This is a genomic window from Collinsella intestinalis DSM 13280 (assembly GCF_000156175.1).
Taxonomy (GTDB): domain Bacteria; phylum Actinomycetota; class Coriobacteriia; order Coriobacteriales; family Coriobacteriaceae; genus Collinsella; species Collinsella intestinalis.
In genome coordinates this window covers 493025-514293 of sequence record NZ_GG692710.1, presented here as the reverse complement: position 1 = coordinate 514293, position 21269 = coordinate 493025, and the positions used below count along the sequence as shown (strand labels likewise).

At 61.6% G+C, this 21269-nt stretch carries 13 protein-coding genes; 5 read left to right on the top strand and 8 right to left on the bottom strand.

Annotated elements, in window-relative coordinates:
* Positions 1 to 150: 150 nt before the first annotated feature.
* From glgA to glgB, 5 genes are all read right to left on the bottom strand, one after another.
* On the bottom strand, positions 151 to 2040 hold the full coding sequence (gene glgA, locus COLINT_RS02435; protein WP_156780299.1) for a glycogen synthase GlgA: 1890 nt from the start codon (positions 2038 to 2040) through the stop codon (positions 151 to 153).
* Positions 2041 to 2190: 150 nt separating this feature from the next.
* Complete coding sequence (gene glgD / locus COLINT_RS02430) at positions 2191 to 3300, bottom strand: glucose-1-phosphate adenylyltransferase subunit GlgD (protein WP_006722742.1); 1110 nt, start codon at positions 3298 to 3300, stop codon at positions 2191 to 2193.
* A 4-nt stretch (positions 3301 to 3304) separates the two neighbouring features.
* Entirely contained in the window at positions 3305 to 4453 is a 1149-nt protein-coding gene (locus COLINT_RS02425) for a glucose-1-phosphate adenylyltransferase (RefSeq protein WP_006722741.1), read from the bottom strand.
* A gap of 136 nt (positions 4454 to 4589) precedes the next feature.
* The gene (locus COLINT_RS02420) at positions 4590 to 7016 is read right to left on the bottom strand and encodes a glycogen/starch/alpha-glucan phosphorylase (protein ID WP_006722740.1); all 2427 of its coding nucleotides are present in this window, start codon (positions 7014 to 7016) and stop codon (positions 4590 to 4592) included.
* A 106-nt stretch (positions 7017 to 7122) separates the two neighbouring features.
* Positions 7123 to 9144, bottom strand: a complete 2022-nt coding sequence (glgB, locus tag COLINT_RS02415) for a 1,4-alpha-glucan branching protein GlgB (RefSeq protein WP_039910513.1) — start codon at positions 9142 to 9144, stop codon at positions 7123 to 7125.
* A gap of 484 nt (positions 9145 to 9628) precedes the next feature.
* On the opposite strand from glgB, the gene COLINT_RS02410 reads away from it, so the two are divergent.
* Positions 9629 to 10321, top strand: coding sequence for a thiamine diphosphokinase (locus COLINT_RS02410; protein WP_006722738.1), 693 nt, complete (start codon positions 9629 to 9631; stop codon positions 10319 to 10321).
* A gap of 95 nt (positions 10322 to 10416) precedes the next feature.
* Here the strand turns inward: COLINT_RS02410 and COLINT_RS02405 are convergent, their stop codons facing one another.
* The 3 genes from COLINT_RS02405 to rpmB form a co-directional block, all read right to left on the bottom strand.
* Positions 10417 to 11184 (bottom strand): phosphotransferase family protein, encoded by a 768-nt coding sequence (locus COLINT_RS02405; protein ID WP_006722737.1) that lies wholly within the window; start codon positions 11182 to 11184, stop codon positions 10417 to 10419.
* A 122-nt stretch (positions 11185 to 11306) separates the two neighbouring features.
* A complete protein-coding gene (adhE, locus tag COLINT_RS02400) occupies positions 11307 to 13955 on the bottom strand; it encodes a bifunctional acetaldehyde-CoA/alcohol dehydrogenase (RefSeq protein WP_006722735.1) in 2649 nt (882 codons plus the stop codon).
* A gap of 527 nt (positions 13956 to 14482) precedes the next feature.
* Positions 14483 to 14671 (bottom strand): 50S ribosomal protein L28, encoded by a 189-nt coding sequence (rpmB, locus tag COLINT_RS02395; RefSeq protein ID WP_006721280.1) that lies wholly within the window; start codon positions 14669 to 14671, stop codon positions 14483 to 14485.
* A gap of 434 nt (positions 14672 to 15105) precedes the next feature.
* Here rpmB and COLINT_RS02390 point away from each other — a divergent pair, with 434 nt between their 5' ends.
* The 4 genes from COLINT_RS02390 (at position 15106) to COLINT_RS02375 (ending at position 21261) form a co-directional block, all read left to right on the top strand.
* The gene (locus COLINT_RS02390; protein WP_233418317.1) at positions 15106 to 17268 is read left to right on the top strand and encodes an ABC transporter ATP-binding protein; all 2163 of its coding nucleotides are present in this window, start codon (positions 15106 to 15108) and stop codon (positions 17266 to 17268) included.
* A 1-nt stretch (position 17269) separates the two neighbouring features.
* Positions 17270 to 19087 carry an ABC transporter ATP-binding protein gene (locus COLINT_RS02385; RefSeq protein WP_233418316.1) on the top strand — a complete coding sequence of 606 codons (1818 nt, stop codon included), beginning with the start codon at positions 17270 to 17272 and terminating at the stop codon, positions 19085 to 19087.
* 109 nt (positions 19088 to 19196) lie between these two features.
* Positions 19197 to 19550, top strand: coding sequence for an Asp23/Gls24 family envelope stress response protein (locus COLINT_RS02380; RefSeq protein ID WP_182281915.1), 354 nt, complete (start codon positions 19197 to 19199; stop codon positions 19548 to 19550).
* A 46-nt stretch (positions 19551 to 19596) separates the two neighbouring features.
* On the top strand, positions 19597 to 21261 hold the full coding sequence (locus tag COLINT_RS02375) for a DAK2 domain-containing protein (RefSeq protein ID WP_006722728.1): 1665 nt from the start codon (positions 19597 to 19599) through the stop codon (positions 21259 to 21261).
* Positions 21262 to 21269 lie beyond the last annotated feature (8 nt).

Below are 21269 nucleotides of genomic sequence, written 5' to 3'. Positions count from 1 at the left end.
GATAATGCCTGTTCATTATACAGGTTGCAGTGGGTTGGTTCACTTCCGGCGGTCGGGTGTCCTTTGGGGATTCGAGGCGCCTGTACATGAAAATGGCCGAGGGCATATCGCCCTCGGCCCGTATAGCGCGGCTGGATGTGCGCGCGTCTCTTATTTGCGCTTGCCCCTGCGGGTTGCCTTGGGAACGACCTTGGTCGTCGAGGTGGCGGGCTTGGGCTCGGCCGCGGGGGTTGCGGCGGGCTTGGGATCGATGGTGGGGAGCACGGCATCCAGGTCGATCTTGGCCTGGGCCGGGTTGGCCGTTGCGGGTTTTGCGGCGGCTGCAGGCGCCGAGGTCGCGGTCTTGGCGGCCGTGGTGGTTGCCTTTGTGGTGGCAGTCTTGGGGGCCGTGGCCTTGGCGACCGTCGTCTTGCGCGCGGTCGTCTTGCGTGCGGCGGGCTTCTTCACTGCTGTCGCTGCGGGCTCGTCAGCAGGCGCGACCTCGGGCTCGGTTGCCTTTTCCTGCTCGACGGGCTTCGTCTTCTCCGTCGGCTTAACTTCAACCTCGGGCTGCGGCAGTGGGATGTCGGGGCGCAGGTTGTGATACATCGCCATGTAGACGTCGGCCGAACGAGTCCAGCTGAAGTCTGCGGCCATGGCGTTGTCCACGAGCTTGTTGAATGCGTCGCGATCATCCCAGAACAAGCGCGTGGCGCGGAAGACGGTGTCGGCCATCTCGTCGCCGTTGAAGTTGGCGAACGAGAATCCAGTGCCCTCGCCTGTGAACTGGTTGTACGGCGCGACGGTGTCCTTCAGGCCGCCGGTTTCGCGCACGATGGGCAGGGTGCCGTAGCGCATGGCGATCATCTGCGACAGGCCGCAGGGCTCGAACAAGGACGGCATGAGGAACAGGTCGGCGCCCGCGTACATGCGCTGGGACAGCGCGGGGTCGAACTGGATGCGCGCGGCCATGGTTCCGGGGTACTTGCCCTCGAAGTAGCGCAGCGCGTTCTCATAGTCGGTATCGCCGGTGCCGAGCACGGCCACCTGGACACCGCTGGAAAGGATCCGGTCGAGCGCGTACGTGACCAGGTCCATGCCTTTCTGGCGGGTGAGTCGCGTGACCATGACCATGAGGGGACGGTCATCGCGGACCTCCAGACCGAGCTCCTCCTGCAGGCGGGCCTTGCAAACGGCCTTGCCGGAACGGTCGCTGGCGGTGAACTGCGCGGGGATGCGCTGGTCGGTGGCGGGGTCGAAGCCCACGGTATCGATGCCGTTGACGATGCCCTGCAGAATCGGTGCGCGGCGGCGCAGAATCCCATCGAGGCCCTCACCGAACTCGCCCGTCTTGATCTCCTCGGCGTACGTGGGGGAGACGGTTGTGATGGCGTCGGTGTAGTTGAGGGCGCCCTGCATGTAGTTGACGGCGTCGGGACCGCAGGTGAGCTGGAAGGCAGCTGCGGGAATATGCGCCAGGCCCAGAATGTCGTTCAGCACCTTGGCGCTGTACTGACCCTGGAACGCTATGTTGTGGATGGAGAACACCGTCTTGATGCTCTGGTAGAACGGCGAGGCCTGGTAGAACTCGCGCAGGAACACGGGGGCCATGGCGGTGTGCCAGTCGTTGCAGTGCAGGACATCGCACGTGAACCCGTTCAGAACCCCGGGCAGGTACTGGAGGGTCTCGACGATGGCCTTGGAGAAGAAGGCGAAGCGCTCTCCGTCGTCGAAGAACCCGTACGGATAGCCACGGCTGAAGTAACGCTCGTTGTCGATGAACAGGTAGTCGACGCCGAGGTGGTTGAGGCGCTCGATGCCGCAGTACTCATTGCGCCAGCCGAGTGGGACATAGAAGTCGCACAGGTGCTCCATGCGGTCCTTGTACTCCTGGGCGATGGTGTCGTACTTGGGAACGAGGACGACGACCTCGGCGCCCGCGGCTTTGAGGGCCTGGGGCAGGGAGCCCGCCACGTCGCCGAGGCCGCCGGTCTTCACGAAGGGCGCGGCTTCGGCGCTGGCAAATGCGACATGGAGTTTCTGCTGGGGGGATTCGGTCATATGGATGCCAATCTCTTGATGCGCGCGTTGCTTCGCGGCGTCGAGTTCAGTGATTCGTGCGGATACGCCGCCTGAGTCGTGTGCTCGAGGCGGCGTATCCATCATATGCGCGCCTGGTGTGCCTCGGGCGCGTCGGCTGCGCGTGCGGCCCTAATTCTCGATCGCGACCTTGGGCACCACGAGCACGTTGTCGGGCGTACCGGTGAGGACGGTCCCGGCTTCCACGACGTTGTTCTTGTCCACGATGGCGTTCTCTACGCGCGCGCCGCGCTTGATGACACAACCCTGCATGATGATGGAGTTGGCCACGTAGGCGCCGCTCTCGACGATGACGTCGCGCGAGAGGGTGGAGCCGCGCACGGTGCCGTCGATGCGGCAGCCTGCGGAGATGAACGAGTTGGTGGCGTTGGAGCCGGAGCTGTACTTCGCGGGCGGCGTGTCGTGAGCCTTGGTCATGATCGGGCGGCTGTGCGTGAACAGCTGGTGCATGACGTCGGGGTTGAGCATTTCCATGCTCCGCTGGTAATAGCTCTCCTCGTTGAACATGCCGACGGCGAGGCCCTTGAACTCGTAGGTGCACACGTCGATGCGACCGAAGTCGGGGCGGATGGCGTCGAACAGGTCGAGGTAGTCGAGCGTCTCGTACTGCTCACACAGCTCGAGGAGCAGGTCGCGGTTGATGATGAAGCAGTCGAGGAATTGGTTATCGCCGTAGGCGCAGCCGCTCTTAAGGTCGGTGACGCGGCCGTTCTCGTTGATGTCGAGCTTGGTGACGTCCTCGAGCTGGCGGTCGCCCTTTTTGTAGATCATCGTCACGCCGGAGCCGCTGCGCTCGTGCGCATCGATGACGGCGGAGAGGTCCATGTTGAAGACGATGTTGGTCGCGCTCATGACCACGTAGGGCTCGCTGGCGCGCTGGAACAGCATCTTGTTGGTGTTGATGTCGCGCAGCAGGAAGCGGATGCCCTTTTTGGCGGTGCCGTAAGCGCTGCCCTGGAGTAGGAACAGACCGCCCTTCTTGCGATCGAGCTCCCACTCGCGTCCGCTGCCGAGGTGGTCGACGAGCGAGCGGTAATTGCCCGGAAGCACCACGCCGACGGTGCGGATGCCCGCGTTCATCATGTTGGACAGCGGGAAGTCGATGAGGCGGTAGCGGCCCATGAACGGGATGGAAGCGAGCGGACGGCATTCAAGCAGGTGGCTGTGCTCTTTGCTGGTGTAGTTGGCAGTGATGTAGCCGATGGCCTTGCGGTTGATCATCGGATCATTCCCCCTTCCCGATGACGACGTCGTTTCCAACGACGGCGGTATCTTTGGTCATATCGACGCTTCCGAGCTTGACGCCCTCTTCCACGACGGCGTTCTCGCCCAGGATGGCGCGCACGACGTGCGCCCCATCCTTCACGATGGCTCCCGGCAGCAACACGGAATCCTCGACGATGGCGCGCTCGCCCACCACGCAGTCTGTGGAGAGAATCGAGTGGCGCGCGGTGCCGTAGACGCGGCAGCCGTTGGAGACGAGGCGGTCGTCAACGCGACCCTCGGGTCCGATGAAGTGGGGAGGACGGGTCGAGTCGTTGCTCATGACTGGGAAGGACTTGTCGAACAGGTCGAACTCGGGGTTGTCGCCGAGCAGGTCCATCGAGGTCTCGTGGAAGCTCGCGATGGTGCCGACGTCCTTCCAAAAGCCATGGAACTCGTACGTGTGCAGGCGTTTTCCCTCGGCGAGCAGCTTGGGGATGATGTCGTTGCCAAAGTCGTGGCTGGAGCGCTGGTCGACGGCGTCCTCCTCGAGTGCCCTCACGAGCACGTCGGTGGAGAAGATGTAGATGCCCATGGAGGCGAGGTTCGAATCGGGCTTCTCCGGCTTCTCGGTGAACTTCACGATGCGACCGTCTTCGGGGTCGGCGGTGATGATGCCGAAGCGGCTGGCCTCCTCCCACGGTACGGGCATGACCGAGACGGTGAGGTCGGCGTTGTGCTCGATGTGGCTCTCGAGCATCTTGCGGTAGTCCATGCGATACAGGTGATCGCCGGACAGGATGAGCACGTACTTGGGGTCGTGGTTCTTGATGTAATTGAGGTTCTGCGTGATCGCGTCGGCGGTGCCGGCATACCATGCGCCGCCGTCCTGCGTGGCGTAGGGCGGCAGGATGGAAACGCCGCTGCCGTGCTCGGCGAGGTCCCACGCGCGGCCGGAGCCGATGTACTCATGGAGCTGGTACGGACGGTACTGGGTCAGCACGCCCACGGTGTCGATGCCGGAGTTTGCGCAGTTCGACAGCGAGAAGTCGATGATGCGGAACTTGCCGCCGAAGCTGACGGCCGGTTTTGCGATCTTAGAGGTGAGGGCCATCAGTCGGCTGCCTTGGCCTCCCGCGAGGAGCATCGCGATGCATTCTTTGCTTGCCATCAATCTCTCCCTTTATCCGTTGGATGGTTGCGGATGTCTTGTGCGGGATATCCGTGTCCGGAGGCGGCTCCCCCGTCTTCGCCGCTTCCGTCGCCTTATTGGTGCGCCGGCCGTTTCCCAGCGCGCCGCACCTCCTTTATGCGTGCCAAATCTCGTCGCGGTATTCGCGGATGGTTCGGTCGGAGGAGAACCAGCCGGACATCGCGGTGTTGTGCAGCGCGCGGCGGTTCCAGTCCTGGGTCTCGGGATAGGTCGCGGTGAGCTTTTCCCAAGCGTCCACGTAGGAGTGGAAGTCCTTGAGCACCAGGTCGTAGTCGTTGTTGAACATGAGCTCATGATGGATGCTCTCGAAGTTGCCGGATTGAGCGGCGAAGGTGCCATCGACGAGTTTGTCGATGATGCGGCCGAGGCGCGCGCGATCGGAGTTGACGACATCCCAGGCGAAGTACTGGCCGGAGGCGCGCAGGGCGTCGACCTCGGGCGTGGTGAGGCCGAAGATCGCCTCGTTCTCGCGGCCTGCCAGATCGACGATCTCGATGTTCGCGCCGTCCATGGTGCCGAGCGTGAGGGCGCCGTTCATCATGAGCTTCATGTTCGAAGTGCCGGAGGCCTCCTTGCCGGCCGTGGAGATCTGCTCGGAGATTTCGGCGGCAGGGTAGATGAGCTGGGCGTTCGAGACGCGGAAGTTCGGGATGAAGCAGACCTTCATGACGTCGTTGACGCGCGGGTCGTTGTTGACGACCTCGGCCACACCGTTGATCAGGCGGATGACTTCCTTGGCGAAGGTGTAGCTCGAGGCGGCTTTGCCGGAGAAGATGAAGGTGGTGGGCTGAATCTTGAAATTCGGATCGGCGAGGCGACGGTTATAGAGGTCCATGACCTTCATGATGTTCAGGAGCTGGCGCTTGTAGGCGTGGAAGCGCTTGACCTGGACGTCGAAGACCGTGTTCGGGTCGATGGTGAGCCCGCACTCGCGCTTGACGTAGTCGGCCAGGCGCTGCTTGTTGGCGAGCTTTGAGGCGCCGACGCGCTCAAGGAAAGAGGCATCGCCTTCGAAGGCGGTGAGCTTCTCGAGTTCGCGGGCGTCGTCGAGCCAGCCGTCGCCGATTGCCTCGGTCACGAGTTTGGCGTAGGTGGGGTTGGCCTCAGCGAAGAAGCGACGATGGCTGATGCCGTTGGTCTTGTTGTTGAACATCTCCGGGCGCATGGCCGCGAAGTCCTTGAGCGTGCTCGTCTTGAGGATGTCGGAGTGGATCTTTGCGACGCCGTTGACGGAGTGGCTGCAGATTACGGACAGGTTGGCCATACGGACCTCGCCATCCCACAGGACGGCGGTCGCGCGCAGTCGTTCGGCGCTCTCGGGCTTGCTCATGTCGAAGCTCTCGCGCCAGCGACGGTTGATCTCGTCGATGATCTGGTACACGCGGGGCAGCAGGGTGGAGAAGGTGGAGATGGGCCACTTCTCGAGAGCCTCGGGCAGGATGGTGTGGTTGGTGTAGGACACCGTGTTCGTCACGATCTCCCAAGCGTCGTCCCAGGTCAGGCGCTCTTCGTCCATGAGGATGCGCATGAGCTCGGGTCCGCACATCGCCGGGTGCGTATCGTTGGTATGGATGGCCACATAGCGGGGCAGCTCGTTCCAGGCCTTGCCGTGCTCGCGCACAAAGGTGTCGAGGAGGGTGCGGATGCCCGCGGCAACGAATAGGTACTCCTGCTTGAGGCGAAGCAGGCGGCCGTGCTCGCCGGCGTCGTTGGGATACAGGATGGCGGAGATGGCCTCGGCATTGGCGCGGTCGCGGTCGGCGCCGGTGTAGTCCCCGGCGTTGAAGGCGTCGAGATCGAAATGGTCGTCGATGGGTTCGGCGCTCCAGCAGCGCAGCTTGTTGACGGTCTCGCCGCCGTAACCGACGATCGGAATGTCGTAAGGCACGGCCAGGACGTCATCGGTCCCCTCAACGGAGTAGAAGGTGCGGTCGCCCTCCTGGCGTGAGACGACGTAGCCGCCGAAGCCGATGCGAACGGCCTTGTCGGGGCGCTTGACCTCCCAGGGATAGCCCTTGGAGAGCCATTCATCGGCTACTTCGACCTGACGGCCATCGACGATTTCCTGCTTGAAGAGGCCGTAGCGATAGCGCATGCCGTTGCCGTAGCCCGCGATGCCCTCGTGGGCCATCGAGTCGAGGAAGCATGCGGCGAGGCGACCGAGGCCGCCGTTGCCCAGGGCCGGATCGGGCTCTTGGCGCTCGATCTCGTCGAGATCGCCGCCCATGTCGGTGATGGCGTCGGCCACGAGGTCACGAATGCCGAGGTTCAGCAGGTAGTTGTCGAGCAGGCGACCGATGAGGAACTCGATGGAGAAGTAGTAGACACGCTTCTTGCCCTCGGTGCGGTTGCGCTCGTCGGTTTTGGCGGCAATGACGCGGGCATCGCCGGCGACCATGTTGGCCAGCGCGGTGAAGCGGTCGATATCGCTCGTATCCTCGAACTCCTTACCGGACAGTGCGCGCACGTGCTGGCGGTACTGCTCGATGAACTGCTCTTTGTTCTCGTAGATCTTATCCATGGTTTCCTTTCGAGAAGGGGCCGGGTTGGTGATAGTCGCAAGCGCGCGCGATCGGCCCGGCGTGCGGTTGCGTCATCGTGGGCGCGAGGTGCTCCGAAGTCGGTGCTTACTTCGCGCGGGATGTCCTGGTTTTGGACGCGGCCTTTGTCTTTGGCGTCTTTGCCTTGGGAGGCTTGTAGGAGGAGGCGCGGCGACGGCGGTAGACCAGGCCGGCGAGGCCGGGAACGGCGATCTCGATTGAGTTGTCTCGCATGTTCCAGGGCTCGGGTTTGGAGGAGGCCATGTCGACCACCGGAAAGCCGGATCCGCCAAAGGTCGGTTCGTCCGTATTGAAGACGAGCTCCCAATCGCCCTCGCGCGGGGTTCCCACGCGATAGGTCTCGTAGGATGCCGGGTCGAAGTTGATCAGGATGAGCAGGTCGTCGGCCGGCTTATCGCCGTGGCGCACGAAGCTCACAATGGACTGCTCGGAGTTGTTGGCGTCGATCCATTCGAAGCCCTGCTCGGTATAGGCGTTTTGCCACAGTCCGCGCTGCTTGGTGTAGAAGTGGTTGAGTGCCTCGATAAAGCGCTGTTGAGCGCCGTGGGTGGCGTCGAAATCCTTGGCGAGGAACCACTCGATGGACTCGTAGTAGCGCCATTCGATCTGCTGGCCGATCTCGTCACCCATGAAGGTGAGCTTGGCGCCGGGGTGGGTCATCTGGTAGAAGGCGAGCGTACGCAGACCGGCGAAGCGGCGCCAGTCGTCGCCCGGCATGCGTCCGATCAGGGAGCACTTGCCGTTCACGACCTCATCGTGCGACAGCGGCAGGATAAAGTTCTCCGAGAAGGCGTACATGATGGAGAAGGTGAGCAGGCTGTGGTTGCCCGGGCGCCAAGGGAAGTCGCACTGCATGTAGTGCAGGGTGTCGTTCATCCAGCCCATATCCCATTTGAGGTGGAATCCCAGGCCGCCGTCCTCTGCGGGATAGGTGACCAGGGGCCATGCGGTGGACTCCTCGGCGATCATCATGACATCGGGGAATTCCTTGCCCACAGCGCAGTTGACCTGGCGGATAAACGCGGAGGCGTCGAGGTCCTCCTCGGTGCCGTATTTGTTGAACTTCTTGTCCGCTGGGTTGCCCACGCCGAAGTTGAGATAGAGCATGCTCGATACGCCATCCATGCGGATGCCGTCGACATGGAACTGTTCGATCCAGAAGAGGGCGTTGGACACGAGGAAGCTGCGAACCTCGGGGCGGGAGAAATCGAACTTGTGCGTGCCCCAGTTGGGGTGAATCTCGCGTTCGAAGAGCATGCGGCCGTTGAAGGTCGCAAGTCCCTCGGCGTTGGCGCAAAAGCCCCCGGGAACCCAGTCCAGAATCACTCCGATACCGGCCTTGTGGCAGGCGTCGACGAAGTGCATGAGCTGTTGGGGGGTGCCGTAACGAGAGGTTGCTGCGAAGTATCCCGTAGCCTGATATCCCCAAGATCCGTCGAAGGGGTGCTCGGAGAGGGGCATGACCTCGATATGGGTATAGCCCATCTTCTTGACGTAAGCCACGAGCTCATCAGAGAGGTCGTCGTAGGTGTAGTACGTTCCGCGTTGCGCCGGGAACGGATCGCCGGGGCCGGGCCAGGTGCCGTCTTCGCGTGGCTCGCCCTGCGGTTCGTTGCCATGGCGCTTCCAGGAGCCAAGGTGCACCTCATAAATGTTGAGCGGGCTCTTCATGATGTCGCGCTCGGCGCGGCGATTCAGCCATGTGGTATCTTTCCAGGTGTATCCACCGAGGTCCCAGAGCTTGGATGCTGTTCCAGGGCAAGTCTCAGCGTAGAAACCGAACGGGTCGGCCTTCCAGAGGAGCTCCCCCGCATCGGTTTCGATCACGTATTTGTAAAGCGATCCCTGCTCAAGGCCGGGGACGAAGGTCTCCCATATATCGCTATTGGCGGCACGTGTGAGCGGCGTTGCCTTGGGGTCCCAGCCGTTGAAATCGCCGACGACGTGCACGCTTGAGACCTGAGGGGCCCAAACGCGGAAAAGCCAGCCTTCGGAGTTGCCTTGAACGTCTTTGTGGGCGCCCATCTTTTCCCACGCCCGCTGCCACATGCCGGTTCCGAACAGGTGGATGTCGTCATCCGTGAGCATGAGGTTGGGTTGTGCAGCGGCAACGGGCCCCTTGGCGAGTCCTTGGGCCTTGCGCTCTGTCTTATTGGCGGTCTTCGATGTGATGGCCATCTCAACCTTCCGATCGTATGCGCGGCGTTCTGCCGTAAACCAACGATACGTCTCGGGCTCGGCATGCGTACTTAGACGGAAGGGGACGCAGATGTGCTGCGTTCGTTCCACTCGCATCGACGCATGTGGAACCAGTGACGATACTTACCGTATCACTCGTTCATCACAAAATAGACAAGAATGCGGCAATCGGTATAAATCGCCCCATGGGTGAAACAATCACATTTTAGCTTGACATGCTGGGCTTTTTGGTAAATACCCCGTAAGCAAGGGGTTTGATAAGCAACCTACTGTAAGGGCCTGTTTTGAGCTGCGTTTGCCGCGCCCATGATCGCGAAATATTGGGTAAGATGGCGATTTGTCCGTAATTGTGCTATGCGTCAGGTGGTCTTATATGAAAGGCATGAGCAGCGTCCTCGAAACCCAAGCGGATGCGTTGCGCGTCCTTCTTGTCGGAGGCTCACCGCAGACCTGCGATGCCGTGTTTCTCAAGCATCTGTATGCCGACTGCGATTTGGTCGTGGCAGTGGATCGGGGTCTCGATGCGGTGCTGGATGCCGGACTGCCATGTGACTTGTTCTGCGGCGACGCGGACTCGGTGGGCGCTCGCGGCCTGTTGGCGGTTCGTCGTTGCGAAGAGGGAGAGCCCTCTGAAGTTTTGGCCGTCGAACGTTACGACCCGTATAAGGATTTTACCGACCTTTCGCTCGCCCTCCGCGCGATCGATTCGCGTTGGGGGAGCGTCGAGCTGGTGTGCACGTGCCTGACGGGGGGGCGGCCCGATCACGCCCTCGCAGCACTTGGCTGCATCTTGAGATGGGACGGCCCGGTTTGCCTCGAGGAACAGGGCTTTTCCGGTCGCCTGCTCAGGGCGGGCGCGTCATGGCAGATGACGGGCTTTCAGGGTTCGACGTTCTCGTTCGTATGCCTGAGTCCCGTCGGTGTCGTATCCGAGCGGGGGATGGAGTGGGAGCTCGATCACAAACGCGTCGAGCTGTTGAGTGATTTGGGCATCTCGAATATCGTCACGGATGATGCCGAAGTGACTTGCCATGAAGGCGCCATTGCGGCGTATCTCATTCGCTGACGCGTGCAAGTAGTTTTGAAAAGCTAACGGCCCCGGAGATCGTCTGTCTCCGGGGCCGTTGCCATGAACGCGTTCTCGCGCGGATTGCCAGGCTGTTAGCCCATGTAGTCCACGACGTCGATCCAGCTCATGAGGAATTCATCGTTGACGTCGGTGCGCTTACGGGAGAGCTCGGCGGCGGCGACGATGGACATCCACTGGCGGACGACCTGCATCGGGACGTCGGCGCGGTCGCAGTACAGCTCGAGATAGGCATCGGCCTGCTGCTTGTCGTTAAGGGCGAACAGCAGGTAGGTCATGGCTGCGTCGGCGGCAGGGGAGCCCTGAGTCGCGTGGGCCCAGTCGCAGACGTAGAGCTGGCCGTCCTCGGCCACGATGACGTTGCTCGGGTTGAAGTCGCCGTGGCAGATCTGGAACTCCTTCTTCATACCGTCCAGACGCTCCATGAGGTTGTAGCGGGTGGTGGCGTTGATGTGCTGGAGGCCGTTGATCATACGGGCGTACTTGTCACGCTGACGGTTGAGCAGCGGGGAGCGCTCGGCGTGAATCTCGACCTGCAGGTCGACGAACTGCTCGAGGTACTCGTAGAACTTGGCGGGTTCGGCTGCCATCTTGTCGGCGAGCGTCACACCCGGGACCTTCTCGGTGAGCAGGCCCCAACCCTCACCGGCGACCTCGGAGACCTCGAGGGCCTTCGGGGCGCGGATGCCGGACTCGGAGATGCGGGCGAGGTTCAGGGCCTCGTTGAAGACATCGGAAGCCGGCTTGTTGGAGTTGAAGACCTTGGCGATCTTGTCGCCAAGGTCGTAGACCTTCTTGTTGGAGTGCTCGACGATAACGGTCTTGGACTCGGGGAGATTCATGGTGTGCCTTCCTTTCTGAATGGGTCTACGCCATCAATGGATCTACACCATCTTAGGACGCCCGCGCCGCCGCTCGCGATGAGTTGGGTGAGCGGCGGCAAACGGGCGGGAAGCGGATGCGCTTACAGGACGGCGTAGTCCTGGGGCTCACGGCCGTAGTAGGCGTCGAGGTAGAGCTCCTTGATCTCGCTCATCAGCGGGTAGCGCGGGTTGGCACCGGTGCACTGGTCGTTGAACGCCTGCTCGACCATCTCGTCGAGGGACTCGAGGAAGTAGGCCTCGTCCACGCCGTAGTCGGCGATGGTCTCCTTGATGCCGATGGTGGCCTTGAGCTCCTCGAGCTTGGCGCAGAAGTTCTCAAAGACCTCACGGTCGTCCTTGCCCTCGACGCCGCAGTAGCGGGCCATCTCGGCGTACGCGGCGAGCGCGTTGGGGTAGGGGTACTGGGAGAAGGTGCCCATCTTGACCGGGGCCTCGGCGGCGTTGTAGCGCATGACGCGGGTCAGGATGACGGCGTTGGCGATGCCGTGAGGCAGGTGGTGGAAGGCGCCGAGCTTGTGGGCCATGGAGTGGTTGAGGCCAAGGAAGGCGTTGGCGAAGGCCATGCCGGCCATGCAGGAGGCGTTGTGCATCTCCTCACGGGCGTGCGGGTCGTTGGCGCCGTTCTCGTAGGAGCTGGGAAGGTTCTCGAAGACGAGCTTCGCGGCCTTCATGGACAGGCCCTTGGTGTAGTCGGACGCCATGATGGAGACGTAGGACTCGATGGCGTGGGTCATCACGTCGATGCCGGAGGCGCTCGTGAGGCCCTTGGGGGCGGTCATGGCGTTGTCGACGTCGACGATGGCCATGTTCGGCAGCAGCGCGTAGTCGGCGAGCGGCCACTTGATGCCGGTGTCCTTGTCGGTAATGATCGCGAACGGGGTCACCTCGGAGCCGGTACCGGAGGAGGTGGGGACGGCCACGAAGTAGGCCTTCTTGCCCATCTCGGGGAAGGTGAAGATACGCTTGCGGATGTCCATGAAGTCCATGGCCATATCCTCGAAGTTGCACTCCGGGTGCTCGTACATCATCCACATGATCTTGCCGGCGTCCATGGCGGAGCCGCCGCCGACGGCGATGATGACGTCAGGCTCGAAGAGGGCCATCTGGGCGGCACCGCGGCGAGCGCACTGCAGGGACGGATCGGGCTCGACGTCGTAGAAGCAGTCGTGCGCGATGCCCATGGAGTCGAGCTTGGCCTCGATGGCGCGGGTGTTGCCGTTCTTGAAGAGGAACTGGTCGGTGACGATGAAGGCGCGCTTCTTGCCCATCACGGTGCCGAGCTCGTCGAGGGCGACCGGCGTGGAGCCCTTCTTGAAGTAGACCTTCTCGGGAGCGCGGAACCACAGCATGTTCTCGCGGCGCTCGGCCACGGTCTTGACGTTGATCAAGTGCTTCACCCCAACATTCTCGGAGACGGAGTTGCCACCCCAGGAGCCGCAGCCCAGGGTGAGGGAGGGCTTCATGCCGAAGTTGTACAGGTCACCGATGCCGCCCTGGGAGGAGGGGGTGTTGATGACGATACGGCAGGCCTTCATGGTGTGCTCGAAGAGGGAGATCTTCTCGGCCTGGGCCGGATGCACGTAGAGGGAGGCGGTGTGACCGGGGCCACCGGCGAGCACCAGGTGCTCGGCCATGTCGACGGCGGTCTGGAAATCGGGGGCCTTGTACATGGCCAGGACGGGGGAGAGCTTCTCGTGAGCGAACTCCTCCTTCTCCAGATCGACGGAAGTGACCTCGGCGATCAGGATCTTGGTCTTGGCAGGGACCTCGATGCCGGCGAGCTCGGCGATCTTGGCGGCGGGCATGCCGGGGATGCGGTGGTCGAGCGCGCCGTTCTTGAACATGGCGGAGCGCAGGGCCTCCATCTCGGCGCCCTTCTTCACGAAGTAGCAACCGCGGTGGGCGAACTCGGACTTGACCTCGTCATACACGGACTCGAGGACGGTCACGGACTGCTCGGAGGCGCAGATCATGCCGTTGTCGAAGGTCTTGGAGTGGATGATGGAGTTGACCGAGAGCTTGATGTCGGCGGTATCGTCGATGATGACGGGGGTGTTGCCGGCACCGACGCCCAGGGCGGGCTTGCCGGAGGAGTAGGCGGCCTTGACCATGCCGGGGCCACCGGTGGCCAGGATGATGTCGACGTCGGCCATGACCTTGTTGGTGAGGTCGATGGAGGGGACGTCCACCCAGCCGATGATACCCTCGGGAGCGCCGGCCTTGACGGCGGCGTCGAGCACGAGCTTGGCGGCAGCGATGGTGCACTTGGCGGCAGCCGGGTGCGGGGAGATGATGATGGCGTTGCGGGTCTTCAGAGAGATGAGGCACTTGAAGATCGCGGTGGAGGTGGGGTTGGTGGTCGGGATGACCGCGCCCACGATGCCGATGGGCTCGGCGATCTTGGTGATGCCGTAGGCATCGTCGCGCTCGATCACGCCGCAGGTCTTGGTGTCCTTATACGCGTTGTAGATGTACTCGGCGGCATAGTGGTTCTTGATGACCTTGTCCTCGAGCACGCCGCGGCCGGTCTCCTCGACGGCCATCTTGGCCAGGGGGATGCGGGCCTTGTTGGCTGCCATAGCGGCCTCGTAGAAGATCTTGTCGACCTGCTCCTGGGAGTAGGTAGCAAAAATCCCCTGGGCCTCACGCATGTGCGCGAGCTTGGCCTCAAGGGATTCGATCGAATCTACGATTTCGGGGGCGGCGGCAACGGTAGGTTTCTTCGCCATTCTGCTCTCCTTTGCGAGAAGCGGGTTTTCCCAACAAGTCGTACTCTATAGTAATGAAACGCTTCACTAAGGCGAATGGCGGATATTCAGCCGTAAACGGTCGAATGGAGCGCTTCAATAGCATGAAACATCACTATTTGTGTTCAAACCGTGGCGTATTCCCATCAACTGAAACGTTTCACTCATTTCATTGGAGATCTCAAAATGGGATCTCAATTGGGGACAGGTTCAAATTGGGACTCTGGTGTCTGTATTCCACAGGGCTTCCTTCAATTACATCTATATCTTGGTTTGTTCTGGCTATGTCGGTCAGATTTGGATCAGATGCATGCGCAGACGGGTGGTCATGAAATTGTATTCTCGGCGCCATCGAGCCTATGTCAGCAAGAATGAAGTTGACCTTGCAGTCGTCATCGATGGCGCCAGGCGGTTTAGTTCGACAGGAGTGGTACATTGACACAAAAAACGCCCCGGCGATGCCGGGGCGCTGCGTATGCAAGCAAACGTTTGTCCAAAGAGGGGAGTGCTTAGGAGCGGGCCACCTTCTGGGCCTTGAGGCAGCTGGTGCACACGTTCATCTTGCGACGGACGCCGTTCACGACGACGTACACGCGCTGGATGTTCGGACGGAACTTACGGTTGGAGACGCGGTGGGAGTGGCTGATGGAGCGACCAGCAACGGGGTGCTTACCGCAGATTTCGCAAACTTTGGACATGTCAGTGACCCTTCTTAGGCGACCGAAAATGAGGTCGCGTGAACAAACAGCAATGAACTATACCATAGAAGCCCATTCATGTGCGGAATCTCCACAATGAACGAGAAGTGTGCGCTCCGCGGCGTGGGATGCAGCGCGCGGACCACATTATACGGCCGTCATGTGCGTGCGCAAGTGGTTTGACCTCCACCTTTGACAGATAGTTATGAGGTACCTAAATTGTTGAGCTTTTATGGAATGGGGCTCTTACGGTTTCAGGGCGCATGAGATGGAGAAAATACCGTTCGCAAATTTCGTCGTCTGAGTTGTAAGTGCGTTTGGGGGAGGCACCGGTGAAGATATTCAGGTTCCTGAGACATCACAAGGCCAATCTCGCGTTGGCGCTCGCGCTACTTATGGTGCAAGCATATTGCGAGCTCACGTTACCTTCGGTTATGAGTGAGATCGTCGACACCGGCATCAGCCGGGGAGGCATCGAGGATGTGGTGCCCAACCGCATCACCTCCGACGACCTTGGCGATGTCGAACTCTTGCTGACGCCCGGTGAGGTCAATCGCGTCGAGGCGCTCTATTCGAGTCCCGATGCCGATGGCGTCCGCATATTCGAAGGGGATCTTCGGGACCGTGATGAGATCAAGGGCTTTTTGGGAGAGGCCGAGATGATCGCATTCATGCTCGAGCGCGGTGTGCCGGTCGACTCCGTGGTCGAAGATGCACGCGAGGCGGCCGCGCTTAAGGCCGCGGTGGGCGATACCATAACCATCGATACGGTCAGGGCGCTTGCTGGGGCACAGGCAGATGGGTCGCCTGATTCCACGCTGTTCGATCCGTCGGCCATTCGGGCTGGCCTGCATCGCGCACTCGGCGCGGACGGCGGGGCCGTTGTCGCCTCCCAGGCCATCGAGTTCGTCAAATTCGCTTATGAACACGCCGGCGTCGATCTTGCCGGCGTTCAGACCGATTTTCTCGTTCGCGAGGGTGCGCGCATGTTGACGTACGCGGTCGTCGCGGCGCTGTGCGCCATCGCGGCCGCGTATAACGCATCGCGTACCGCCGCTCGTATCGCTCGCGATCTTCGGCATGATGTGTACGAGCGCGTCCTGTCCTTCTCGCCCGCGGAGATGGGGCGTTTTTCGGAGGCCTCGCTCATCACGCGCGCCACGAATGATATTCAGCAGGTGCAGATGGTGTTGGTCATGTGCATGCGCATGGTGCTGTTCGCCCCCTGCATGGGCGTTGGTGCGGTTGTGAAGGTCATAGGGTTCGGCAGCACGGGGCTTCAGTGGATCATCTTAGTCGGTCTTGCCGCCATCATGGTGGTCATCGGCGTTCTCATGGGCCTCACCATGCCGCGTTTTCGCAGGATGCAAGAGCTCGTGGACCGCAACAACCTCATCGCGCGCGAAATCATCACCGGTGTCATGCCGATCCGGGCTTTTGGGCGCAGCGACAGCGAGCGTAAGCGTTACGACGAGGCCAATCGCGAGCTCACCGGTACTTATATATTCACGAATCGAGCGATGTCCTTCATGATGCCCGTGCTGATGATGCTCATGAACATCATCTCGGTGGCCATCGTCTGGTTCGGCGGCCACGCCGTGGACGCGGGCGGTATGCAGGTTGGCGACCTCATGGCGTATATGAATTACACGATGCAGGTGATTATGTCCTTCATGATCATCACGATGGTCGCCGTTATGCTGCCGCGCGCCGACATTGCCTCTGAACGCATCATGGAAGTGCTTTCAACCGAATCGAGCATCGTGGATCCCGCACATACGCTCGAGGGCCCGCAGGGTCATATAACCGCCGACGGTGAGCGCATCGACTGGAGCGGCGTGCTGAGCTTCGATGACGTCTCGTTCACCTATCCGGACGCCGAGGCTCCGACGCTAGAGCATGTCAGCTTCACCGTGAAACCGGGGCAGACGCTCGGCATCATCGGATCAACGGGGTCGGGCAAGACCACGCTCGCCCAGATGATCCCTCGTTTGTATGATGCGACCGCGGGGTCCATCACGGTCGACGGGGTCGATGTGCGTCGTATGTCTCTGCATGAACTTCGCTCGCTCATCGGCTATGTCCCGCAGAAGGGCATGCTCTTCTCGGGCGATATCGAGGGCAACATCGCCTACGGCGACCCCGATATGGCTCATGCGGATGTCGCGCGCGCCGCGCGGATCGCCCAGGCCTCCGAGTTCATCGATGCCAAACCGGATGGCTATGGCTCCGCGATCGCTCAGGGCGGCTCAAACGTTTCCGGGGGTCAGCGGCAGCGCCTATCGATTGCGCGTGCGCTTGCGATCGATCCGAAGATCCTCGTCTTTGATGACAGTTTCTCCGCGCTCGATTACAAGACCGATGCCGCGCTGCGCGCGGGACTGTCCCATGAGCTGCACGACGCCTCCGTCGTGATCGTCGCCCAGCGCATCGCGACCATCATGCACGCCGATCAGATCTTGGTGCTCGATGATGGTCGCGTCGTGGGGCAGGGCACCCATGAGGAGCTGCTCCGTGCATGTGAGTCGTATCGCGAGATCGCGATGAGCCAGCTTTCCTCAGAAGAGCTCGGCCTGGATGAAGGGGAGGTGCGCTAGCATGCCCGCACATATGCGTCACGGCCATGGTCCCACGACCGAAAAGGCTAAAGATTTCAAGGGCGCCGTTGTAAAGGTCGTGCGCTATATCGCGCACGATAAGCTGGAGTTGTTCGTCGCCATTGCGTGCGCGGTGGGCTCGGTTGCGTTCAATGTCATGGGACCGCGCGTGCTCGGTGAGGCGACTACGGAGCTGTTCCGCGGCATCGCCGCGAAGGTCGGCGGTACGGGCGGGGTCGATTTCACGCTTATCGGCCGCATCTTGGCCACTGTTCTGTGCATCTACATCACTTCCTCCGCCCTCAGCTTGGTGCAGGGCTGGCTCATGACGGGCGTCACGCAGCGCGTTTGCTATCGCTTGCGTCGCCAGATCATCGAGAAAATCGATCGCATGCCCTTGGCCTATTTTGAGCGGGTCAGCACGGGTGATGTGATGAGCCGCGTGACGAATGACGTCGATACGCTCGGCCAGTCGCTCAACCAAAGTGTCACGCAGCTGATTACCTCGGTGGCGCAGCTGATTGGCGTGAGCGTTCAGATGCTCTCCATCTCCGTCGCCTTGGCGGGCGTCACGTTCCTGACCATACCGCTGTCGCTGCTCGGCGTTGTGCTGGTCGTCCGCACGTCGCAGCGCCATTTCCGCCGTCAGCAGGTGTTCCTCGGTTCGGCGAATGGCATTATCGAGGAGAGCTTCGCTGGCCAGACCCTTATCCAGGCTTACAACAGGGCCGAGCGGGCGCTCGGGGAGTTTGATGAGGTGAACGAAAAGCTGTACGAGTCGGGTTGGCGCGCACAGTTCCTCTCCGGCGTCATGCAGCCGATCATGAGCCTCGTCGGCAACCTCGGCTATGTCGCCGTGGTCATGATGAGCGCCTTCCTCATGATCTCCGGCCGCATCACGGTTGGCAATGCGCAGGCGTTCTTCCAGTACATCCGCAACTTCACGCAGCCCATCACACAGCTTTCCCAGGTATCCAATATGCTGCAGATGCTGGCCGCCGCCGCTGAGCGAATCTTTGAGTTCCTGGACGAGGAAGAGGAAGATGACCCCGCGCCCCTTTCCGAGTCTCTTCGCGCTACGGGTTCTGTTGAGTTCGATCATGTAAGGTTCGGCTACATCCCGGAAAAGACCGTCATTCATGATTTCAACTGCTCGGTCGAGCCCGGGCAGACGGTCGCCATCGTCGGTCCCACGGGTGCCGGAAAGACGACGCTCATGAAGCTCCTCATGCGCTTTTACGATGTGAACGCCGGCTCGATTCGCGTGAACGGCGCCGATGTCCGTTCGCTGCCGCGCGAGGACCTGCGATCGAATTTCGCGATGGTCCTGCAGGACACGTGGCTGTTCAAGGGCAGCATCCGGGAGAACATTCGCTACGGCAACATCGAGGCCGATGACGCCATGGTTGAGGCGGCGGCCCGCACTGCGCTCGCAGACCATTTCATCCGCACCCTTCCCGGAGGGTATGACTTCGAGCTGAACGAGGACGCCTCCAATGTCAGCCAGGGGCAGCGCCAGTTGATCACCATCGCCCGCGCCCTGCTTGCAGACCGCCCGATCCTCATTCTCGACGAGGCGACCTCCAACGTCGACACGCGTACCGAGGAGCGCATTCAGCGCGCCATGGACATCCTCATGGCCGGCCGCACGAGCTTCGTCATCGCACACCGCCTTTCCACCATCCGCTCGGCGGACGTGATCTTGGTGCTGCGCGACGGCGATATCGTCGAATCCGGCTCGCATGAGGAGCTGCTCGCGAGGGGTGGTTTTTACGCCGAGCTGTATAACAGCCAGTTCGATGAGGGGGCGGATGAGTAGGCGTTCCTCGTGTGCGCCGTCTGTTTTGTCTGTGCCGGAGCGCGCGGAGTTGTAGAATACTCGGATGTATGCTCGATACGCCGACGCGCTCGCGCGGAAGGAGAACCTCATGACTGAACCGATCGCCGGGACCCTGAGCGTCTCGAACGAGGTCATCGCCGATATCGCCGGCTACGCCGCCATGTCTTGCTATGGCGTCGTCGGCATGGCCGAGCAGATGCAGGGTGCTGAGAGCGTCCGCCTGCTTCCCGGGCAGCGCCTGCGCAAGGGCGTGCTCGTCACCACCACCGAGTCCGGCCTGACTGTCGACCTGCACGTCGTGCTTGAGGCGGGCGTCAACATGCGCTCCGTGTCCGACAACCTCTCCAGCTCCGTGGCATTCACGCTTTCCGAGATCGCCCAGATCGATCCTGCGAGCCTCAAGATCGCCATCCACATCGACGGGATGAAGTCCCGCTTCTAGGCGCCCCGCGCCCTCCTGCATTCACGAGACGAAAGTGCCAGAACAGATGATTGCAAAGACCATTCGAACCTGTTTTCCCATCGCCGTCGCGGCCGTTGCCGACAAGGCTGAGGAGATCAACAAGCTCAACGTGTTCCCGGTTCCCGATGGAGACACCGGCACCAATATGTCCCTCACGCTCCAGTCCGTCGTGAAGGAGCTCGCCGCACTTTCGGTCGATGCGGACATGGACGGTATTGCCGCCGCCATCACCCACGGTTCCCTTATGGGCGCCCGCGGAAACTCCGGTGTCATTACCTCGCAGATTCTGCGCGGTGTAGCCGAGGGCCTGCGTGAGGCCGGGGAGCCCATCTCATCCGCCGATATCGCCTCTGCGTTCCGTCGAGCCGTCAAGGTCGCCTTCCAGGCGGTCCGTAAGCCCATCGAGGGCACCATCCTGACCGTCCTGCGCGACGTGTCCACCAAGGCCGACGAGTGTGAGAAGCGCCGCATGAGCGTTGAGGAGACGCTGGACGCCCTTGTGGTCGAGGCATATCAGTCCGTCGCCCGCACGCCCGACCTGCTGCCCGTCCTTAAGGAGAACGGCGTCGTCGATTCGGGCGCTTTCGGCTTCGCCATCTTCCTCGAGAATTTCGTGGCTGCCGCTCTCGGCCGTACCTCCAAGGTCGAGAACTTCTCCGCCACCTTCGAGGCCGACACCAACTCCGCCAAGGCCGGCGCGCTCGACCGCGTGAAGATCGAGGCGAACGACGACTGGGAGGGCTCCGAGTTCCGTTACTGCAACGAGTTCCTCTTCAAGGCTGAGAAGCCCTTCGACGAGGACGAGGCCCTGAAGTTCCTCGGCTCTATGGGCGATTGCGAGCTGCTCGTTGGCGCGTATCCCGACTACAAGGTTCACGTTCACTCCAACACTCCCAACCTGGTGCTCGAGCACATGCTTCAGTTCGGTCAGGTCTACGAGGTGTTCATTCACAACATGGATCTCGAGGTCGCCGAGCGCACCGCCAAGATTCACGCCGATCAGGAGGCTTCCACCGAGCCCGCCAAGCCCCTGGGCTTCGTGGCCGTCGCCGCCGGTTCCGGTGAGGCCGAGATCCTCGAGTCCCTTGGGGTCGACGTCGTCGTTTCCGGCGGTCAGACCATGAACCCCTCCACCGCCGACCTTCTCGAGGCCGTTTCTCGCGTGAACGCCGAGTCCGTTATCATCCTGCCCAACAACGGCAATATCCGCATGGCAGCCGAGGCCGCTGCGAGCGCGTGTGAGGACAAGCATGTTTACGTTGTGCCCACCAAGACCGTTCCGCAGGCGTTCTCTGCGCTCTTCGCCGTCATGCCCGACATGCCCGTCGAGGATCTCGTCGAGGCGATGACCGAGGCCAAGGCCTCCGTCCGCGACGGCGAGGTCACCCGCGCCGTCCGTGATTCCCAGGCCTCCGATGGCACCCCCATCCATGACGGTGACGTTATGGGCATCATCTGCGATTCGATTGATATCGTGGGCTCCGACGTGCATCAGGTCACGCTCGATTGCATCAATCGCATGATGGATGAGGAAGAGGGCGATGCTCTCACCATTCTCGCCGGCCAGGACATGTTCGACGAGGATTTCGAGAAGCTCATCGAGGCCATTGAGGAGGCCCAGCCCGATCTGGAGATCGACGCCCATCGTGGCGAGCAGCCCCTGTATCCCGTCATCTTCTCCATCGAATAGGTTTTCGA